Source organism: Kitasatospora cheerisanensis KCTC 2395 (genome assembly GCF_000696185.1).
GTDB classification, from domain to species: domain Bacteria; phylum Actinomycetota; class Actinomycetes; order Streptomycetales; family Streptomycetaceae; genus Kitasatospora; species Kitasatospora cheerisanensis.
The window spans coordinates 2,922,160-2,929,603 of the sequence record NZ_KK853997.1 but is presented as its reverse complement, the minus strand read 5'-3'; the positions used below and the strand labels follow the sequence as shown (position 1 = coordinate 2,929,603).

Here is a 7,444-nt window from a genome sequence, read left to right as displayed (position 1 = left end):
CGAGGCGCCGGTGGAGCATGAGGGTGCCGTTGACCTGCTCGACCACCCACCGCTTCGGTTGCGGGACGAACCCCTTGCCCGCGTCGTCGGGGTTGCGCCGGACCACCTCGACGGTGATGTCCTTCACCGCCCCGTGGATGATCACGGCGTCCTTGAAGCCCTGGTCGACCAGGGCCTTCTCCAGACGCATCCCGCACCGTTCGGCCGCCTGGTCCAGCAGAGCGATGCCGGCCTCGTTGTCGTGTGCGCTCGCGGCCAGGACCACCACGCCGATGATCAGGCCCAGCACGTCGACGGCCAGTCCCCGCTTCCTTCCGGGCGTCCTCTTGTTTGCGTCCAGCCCCGTGGTCTCCTTCGGCACGCCGGCCGCCGCGCGGACGGACTGAGTGTCGATGATCACCAGGGACGGGTCCTCTAATCGGCGGGCCCGCTCACGCACCTGGCAGCGCAGGATCTCCTGGATCCGCTGGTCAAGGCCGTCCTGGCGCCACAGGGTGAAGTAGTAGAACACCGCCGACCAGGCAGGTAGGTCGTGCGGCAGGAGCCGCCACTGACAGCCCGTCCGGTTCTGGTACAGCAGGGCGTTCACGACCTCGCGCAGGTCACAGGAGCCCGGGTCTCCGGTCGCCGATCGCGACACCCGCTCCTTCTTCCAGGCGGTGACCAGCGGCTCGATCAAGGCCCATTGCCCGTCGGACAAGTCTGTTGAGTACGGCATCCGTTCCATGCCCCGACCCCATCATGCACACGACACGCGAGTCGGCTCGAAAGCCTCCGTACCCACGAACGGGCGACACCAGATCATCCAGAAACGGACTTAACGTCCTCTCAAAGCACCATGGACGTAATCGCCATCGCGAACCAGGTGGCACCCGGGGCGAAGGTCGCCGCAAGCGCAGCACAGGCAGCGAACGAAGAGCTCGTGCGCCGCCACCCCGACCTGTACCGGACCGTCCGCGCGTCCCTGGAGCCGTACGAGACGCGCTTCGGGCGGATCGCCGATCGTGATCCCGTGCTCCGCAGGCAATGGCACCGGGCGGCCGTGGACGCACTCGATCGTGCGGTGCAGGCACCGGGCTCGTTGACTGTATGACGCTGTTGCGTCGGCACAGCAGGCCCGGCCAAGCGCTGAATGCGTCTGGCCGGGCCGTTCCCCGCCGATTGTTATCCTGTGGCGGGACGGTTTGACCCTGCTGGCGGCCCCAACGAAGATCGCTGGCGATGACGCGCCGTCGGCCCAGCGCCAGCTAGGTGCACTCGAGCGGCTTACCGAGCCGACCATCGTTGGCGTCGCCGTGTAGCAGTTCAGACAACAAGGAGCAGGATGTCGAAGTCGACCGTGGCAGCGGGACGCAAGCCGAAGGTCGCCCCTGCGAGCCCTTACCGGGACGGCCATGAACCGCTGCATCGTGACGGGAACTGGGTCTGGGCTCCGCTGAAGCAGACATGGCTGCTCGCCAAGCCCGAGGAACTCGTCCGGCAAGAGTTCATCCACCGCATGCACACACAGTGGGGTTACGACCTCGGTCAGATGCGTCAGGAAGCCCGCGCCGCCTCAGGTCGCAAGTCTGTCCGCGCAGACATCGTGGTCGCCGAATCCCCCCAGGCACTCTCGGAGAATCGCAACTACGTCATGGTGGTCGAGACCAAGGCGGAGAACGTCCCGATCCGCCGGGCCGACTACGAGCAGGGCGAGAGCTATGCTCGCAGCGCTGGCGTCGAGTTCCTCGTGCTCCACAACAGCAAGACGACCTCCTACTTCAAGCTCTCACCCGGCTTCCCGGGTGAGAGCGTGGAGATCGCCAGCGTGCCCAAGGCATCCGAGCTGAAGAACGAGAAGCGACTGGCGGAGATCCGGAGGTCCACAAAGGCGTTCACTCGCGACGAGTTCCAGCGCCTCTTGTTCGACTGCCACTGCATCCTGCGTGACAACCACAAGATGGACCCGGGCGCGGCCTTCGACGAGATCTCCAAGATCCTCTTCATCAAGATGGCCTTCGAACGGTCAGGACGGGGAGAGGTCTTCACCACGGACACTCTGCGCGACGTGGCCAAGAACAATCTCCTGCGCGAGGATCCCAGCAAGGTCCTCGAGAAGCTCTTCGACATCACGAAGGACTACTACAAGAGGGATCAACTGTTCGGGGCGCGGGATGTCCTCAATATCTCGATGGCGACGTTGGAGACGATCGTCAAAAAGTTGGAGAAGTTCAATCTCTCCGACACCGGGGAGGACGTCAAGGGCCTGGCCTTCGAACGCTTCCTGGGCGACACCTTCCGCGGTGATCTGGGGCAGTTCTTCACCCCGAGGCCGCTGGTCAACTTCATGGTCGACGTGCTCGATCCTCAGGAGGGCGAGCGGGTCATCGACCCTGCGGCCGGCACCGGGGGCTTCCTCATCACCGCCTTGGGCCGCGTGCGCGCGAGCATCGAGCACGACGTGCAAAGCAGCAAGGCGGCCCGTCGGGCTGAGCTGGAACAGCAGGCCAAGGCTGAGAAGTGGAGCCAGGAGATCCTGCTGGAGAAGATCGACGAGGCTTACGCCGAGCTGAACCAGGACCTCGACGTTCAAAACGAGAACGGGCGCCTGCACCGGGCAGCACGGGACTGCATCCGCGGGGTCGATGCGGAGACCAGGGCCGCACGTACCAGCAAGATGAACATGATCATGCATGGTGACGGGCACAGCGGCATCTACCACCACGACGGCCTGCTCGACATCCGTGACGTCTACGAAGGCTCCTTCCAGGTGGTGCTCAGCAACCCTCCGTTCGGTGCCACGGTGACGAAGGACCAGCTCGTTGGCTCGACAGCCCAGACCAGCGCGCTGAGCGACCCGCATCTGGTGGACGAGTACGGGGCGAAGCTCGGTGACCTCTGGCTGTCGTCCCAGCGACGCATGAAGGAGGCCGAGAAGCGCAGTCGGCCGATCATAGAGCTCTTCGACATCGGCCGGGACCCGATTGCGGGCCCCCTGGACGCGGCCAAGGTCCGCCCGTCGCGCAGTACCGAGACGCTCTTTGTCGAGCGCTGCATCAGGCTGCTCGAGCCGGGTGGACGCATGGGCATCGTCCTGCCCGACGGGATCCTCAACAACCCCTCGATGTCGTGGCTTCGGGAGTACGTGGAAGACCACGCCAAGCTGACGGCCGTGGTGTCCGTTCCGCAGGAGGTCTTCGCGAGCTCCAAGGCGACGGTGAAGACCTCCCTGGTGTTCCTGACGCGCTTCACCGAGGAGGAGGCGCACCAGCTCGCCGAGCTCAAGGAGCAGGCGGCCAGGGAAGTCGAGGAGGACCTCGCACCGGAGCGGGAAGCACTGGAGGCCCTACTGCGGCGCTCGCAGACGTACGACCGAGAGGACCTTGCGCCACTGATCGACGAGATCAGTCGGCTGGAAGCAGCAGGCCCGCCGGGGAGCCGGGAATTGACGGTGAAGAAGCGTCTGCTGAAGGCGGCGGTCACCGAGGATGACAAGGCCCGCAGCAGGGAGCTGGCCCGTCAGCACGCGCGCGAGGAGGCCGAACTGGAGCGCAAGAAGGACGCGATGGTCAGGCACCTGGCCAAGCAGCGCTTCAGCTACCCCGTCTTCATGGCGGAAGCCAAGGCCGCAGGCATCACGGGAACCGGGGAGACCGGCGGCGGTGTGGCCAACGACCTGCCGGGGATCCTGGAGGGGCTCCGGAAGTTCCAGGCCGATCCGGACGGCTACCGCGAACAGGTGGAGGCAAAACTCGCGCTCGACGACGCCCAGGAACAGGAGCCGACCCTGTGAGCGCGGTCATTCGCGTCACGGCGTCCCACGTCCTGGAGCGATGGGACGTCAAACACATCCTCGCCCGAACCTGGCACCGCCCGCCGCAGGAGCTTCGCCCGATCGGCGACGTGGCCGTGCGTCGCAGCGAGTCCAACCCGGGCGGCCTGCGCCTCGGGAGCATCCACTTCGACGGCAGCATGTCCCTGAGGCCGGCCGATGCCGCGCTGAAGGGACGCTCGTTCGCCGCGCGTCCTGGGGACGTGGTGTTCAGCAAGATCGATGTCCGCAACGGCGCCATCGGTGTCGTGCCCGAGGAACACGGGAGTCTGGCGTTCAGCGCCGAATACCCGATCTACGACGTGCGCTCGCCCGGGCACCTGCTGCCCGAGTACATGCGTCTGCTGTGCCGCACCGAGGTGTTTCGCAGCCAGGTGGAAGCCCTCGTCGTCGGACACAGCGGACGCAAGCGCGTGGCACCCGAGCTGTTCGAGACCCTCACCATCCCCGTTCCGAGCCTTGCTGAGCAGGAGCGGATCGTCCTCGCCGAGCAGGAGGCGCTCAAGCGGATCGCGGAAGCACGAACCATCACGCAGACCGCTCCGGCGGAAGGCATCCGGGAGATCACCCGGTTCCTAGGCCTGTCCGCCTCGGATGCCGCCCCGATCCGCTTCCCCTTCGTCGTGGACAGCGGTCGGCTCGGGGCGTGGTCGGTGCCCGCGGCGGTCCACACAGCCCGGGGCGTGTCGACCGAACTCACCAGCGACTACCCCATCCGTCCCCTCGGCGAGCTTGCCGTCGTGTCCTACGGGTTGCAGAAGAGCCCCGCCAACCGCCCCGGCCCCAACGCACGCCCCTACCTGCGCGTGGCCAACGTCCAGGATGGCTACTTCGATCTGACTGAGATCAAGCAGATCGAGGTCCCGCCGGGGTCAGTGGACCCGTTCCTTCTCCAGGCGGGCGATGTTCTCCTGTGCGAAGGCAACAGCGCCGAGCTTGTCGGACGCCCCGCGCTGTGGGCCGGCCAGATCCCCGGCTGCGTCCATCAGAACCACGTTCTTCGCGTCCGGACGGACCGGGACCAACTGCTCCCCGAGTACCTGCTCGCCTACATGCAGACGGCCCCGGCGAGGAGCCACTTCCGGCGCCGGGCAAAGAAGACCACCAACCTTGCCACCATCAACAGCACCGACGTACGTGAACTCGCCGTTCCGCTTCCGCCGCTTCCTGAGCAGGAGAAGTTGGCGGACGTGTGGGTAGCTGTCCAGACCCAGGTGCGAGAAGCCAGGGAGAAGGTCCTCCAGGAGGAAGCCAAGCTCAGGCGGCACCTGGAAGAGATGATCAGCGACGGCGTGACCTGAAACCCACACCGTTCCGGCGGCCGGCCTCGGGCCCCACGGGCCACCGCCAGCGCAGCCGGATACTGCTGCGGCCGGGCACAGACGTCTTGACGACTCTGTGCCCGGCCGCGGCAGAGGGGGTTGCTGCCGGTCAGGTGATGAGCCCGCGCTCGAGTGCCCGCTGTCGAATCTTGATCAGCTTCTCGGTGCCGTTCTCGGTCTCCACCTGCCAGGTGCTCCACCCGTTGCACGACGTGATATTCAGTGCCATCTGCCCCGCGGTTGACAGGGCGTCGTAGACAGCGCCGTTGTCCAGCTTCACGCGTCCGTCCTCGAGCAGAACAGCGTACTGGGTCTCCCTCTTGCCGGTCGTGCTGATCCGGGCGCCGGGCTTGAGCAGCCCGACGGCGATCAGCTGGGCCGGGGTGATCCCGTAGTGCGCGCGCGTGGAAGCGGCCCGCTTTGCTGTCTGGCCAGCGGGCAGGATGAATCCCAGACTTGCCGGGTCCCACAGCAGCTCGCACAGACGCCGGTACAGACGCTGCCGCTCCTTGATCGCTGAGGGCGGGAACGAGTCGCCGTACGGCTTCGCGAGCTTCGCCAGGTCGTGGGCCTCGATGAACCGCCTCAGCCGGGGATTGCGCTCGTGGGACTCGGGGTGCAGGAGAGCCGCCAGGAGATTCTGTCGCCGGTAGAACCCGACCTTCCGCTCGTAGACGGCGTCCTGGTAGCTCGCGTTGTCCGACTTCGGGAGCAGAAGGAGAGCGCCGAGCTGGTCACGCTGGTTGCGGAACTGCTCCTCGCTGCCGGCCTCCTTGTGCCGGTCGTAGTGGTTCTCCCAGATGTGCTCGATCTCGTGAGGGCGCGCGCCCGCCTCGAGACCGAGGTACTCCGCGGTGCGGTCCGGGTTTCCGTTCCCGCCCTCGACGAAAGCGGTCATCCGCGCGAGGAGGTAACGCACTTGCTTGCGGTTGTCGCTGCGGAGTTTGAAGGTATTGATCCCCGAGAAGTCGATGTCGATCTGGGCCGCCTCCCGGCCCAGGAGCTGGGAGAGCTCCTCGACGGTCGTCGCGTCCCGCACCAGGGGCACCAACCGCGTGATCTCGGGGAGCACCTCGACGTTCTGGATCGGCGCGCTGTTCGCCATGCGGCGAGCCAGCATTAGGTCCAGGAAGCGAGCCACCAACTGGGCCTTGGCGATGAAGGTGTCCTCGTCGTCCTCCGGCCTCATCGCCGCAGTCAGCAAGGTGAACTGAGCGGTGAGACCGTTGTCCGCGTTGTACCGGACCGCCTCGAGACCAGCGACGTGCTCCGCCGTAGCCCTCTGAATGAGCGAGTACCTCTCGGCGGAGGGAACGAGGACATCGGTGATGAACCGACGGAACTGATCGGGGCGCGTGAGCTCAAGCAACTCTGCGTGTTCACGGACCCACTCGTGGAACGATCCGTCGATCTTGTCGAGGTCCGGGGTGTCCGGCTGAACGTAGCGCGCCTGAAGGAGGGTCTTGATGAAGTCGCTGGGATGGGCGCCGGCGTTCGTCAGCCCCGACAGCATGTCCCGCCATGCCTTGTTGAGCTCGCCGTAGTTCTGACCGGAGTGGGACAGCAGGAAGCCCTTGAGGAGGTCGAGCGGCGTGAGCCGCGCGCCCCGGTCGTTCATGGTCTCGAAGATCTCCCACCCGTTGTCCCGGTCATGGGCGCGGATGTCGACGAGGCAGACCCGGTGGAGCAGCCAATCGACGAAGTAGGGCAGCGGCTCCCCCCGCAGAGTCGCGGGGAAGTCCTCGGCGAGATCGCACCCACGGGCCCACAGGTTCTTCACCGACAGCGACGCAGCCGACGGCAGGACGAAGTCGCGCCCCTTCAGAAGCGACTCCATACAGGCGTCCCGCTCCGGGACGTCCAGTGTGAAGGACCGCTGGCCGTACTGCCGCGAGCGGATGAGGCGGTCGAGTTCGGTCGCGTCCTCCTCCAGGTCCTCGTCCACTCCGAGGAGCCCACGCAGGTGGGTGAGCAGCAACAGCAGCGAGGTGAACCGCTGCTGGCCATCGACCAGGTATGTGCGGTCACTCTCGTAGGTCACGATCGACCCGAGGAAGTACGGCCGGTAGAAGCGCACGTCAGCGCGCTCATGCCCGGACTTCCACTGGTCAAGGAAGCGGTTGGACAGGTCGTCCAGAAGCTCCTGCATGTTCCGGCGGGTCCAGGTGTACTCCCTCTGGTAGTACTCCAGCCCGTACCGGACGTCCTTGAAGAGCTGACTGACCGTCTGGCCGCGCCCGTCTACCAGTTGTGCTTCCCCACCGTCGTGCACGCACCCTCCCCTGTTTGACTATCGGCACCGGGTACGGAC

5 protein-coding genes are annotated in these 7,444 nt (G+C 66.1%); 3 read left to right on the top strand and 2 right to left on the bottom strand.

The window, feature by feature from the left end:
* Positions 1-727 (bottom strand): IS5 family transposase (locus KCH_RS13220; RefSeq protein WP_035862081.1); only part of this gene is annotated, 727 nt, incomplete at its 3' end.
* 111 nt (positions 728-838) lie between these two features.
* Between KCH_RS13220 and KCH_RS13215 the strand changes: the two genes are divergently transcribed.
* The 3 genes from KCH_RS13215 (at position 839) to KCH_RS37250 (ending at position 5,112) form a co-directional block, all read left to right on the top strand.
* A complete protein-coding gene (locus KCH_RS13215; protein ID WP_035862835.1) occupies positions 839-1,093 on the top strand; it encodes a hypothetical protein in 255 nt (84 codons plus the stop codon).
* A gap of 231 nt (positions 1,094-1,324) precedes the next feature.
* Positions 1,325-3,772 (top strand): N-6 DNA methylase, encoded by a 2,448-nt coding sequence (locus tag KCH_RS13210; RefSeq protein WP_051653026.1) that lies wholly within the window; start codon positions 1,325-1,327, stop codon positions 3,770-3,772.
* On the top strand, positions 3,769-5,112 hold the full coding sequence (locus KCH_RS37250) for a restriction endonuclease subunit S (protein ID WP_051653025.1): 1,344 nt from the start codon (positions 3,769-3,771) through the stop codon (positions 5,110-5,112). Before KCH_RS13210 ends, KCH_RS37250 begins: the two co-directional genes overlap by 4 nt.
* A gap of 130 nt (positions 5,113-5,242) precedes the next feature.
* Here the strand turns inward: KCH_RS37250 and KCH_RS13200 are convergent, their stop codons facing one another.
* Complete coding sequence (locus KCH_RS13200; protein ID WP_035862833.1) at positions 5,243-7,405, bottom strand: GmrSD restriction endonuclease domain-containing protein; 2,163 nt, start codon at positions 7,403-7,405, stop codon at positions 5,243-5,245.
* Positions 7,406-7,444 lie beyond the last annotated feature (39 nt).

Bases quoted from the DNA above. Each gene is read 5' to 3' on its own strand.
- KCH_RS13215 (WP_035862835.1), top strand. From the start codon at position 839: ATGGACGTAATCGCCATCGCGAACCAGGTGGCACCCGGGGCGAAGGTC.
- KCH_RS13210 (WP_051653026.1), top strand. From the start codon at position 1,325: ATGTCGAAGTCGACCGTGGCAGCGGGACGCAAGCCGAAGGTCGCCCCT.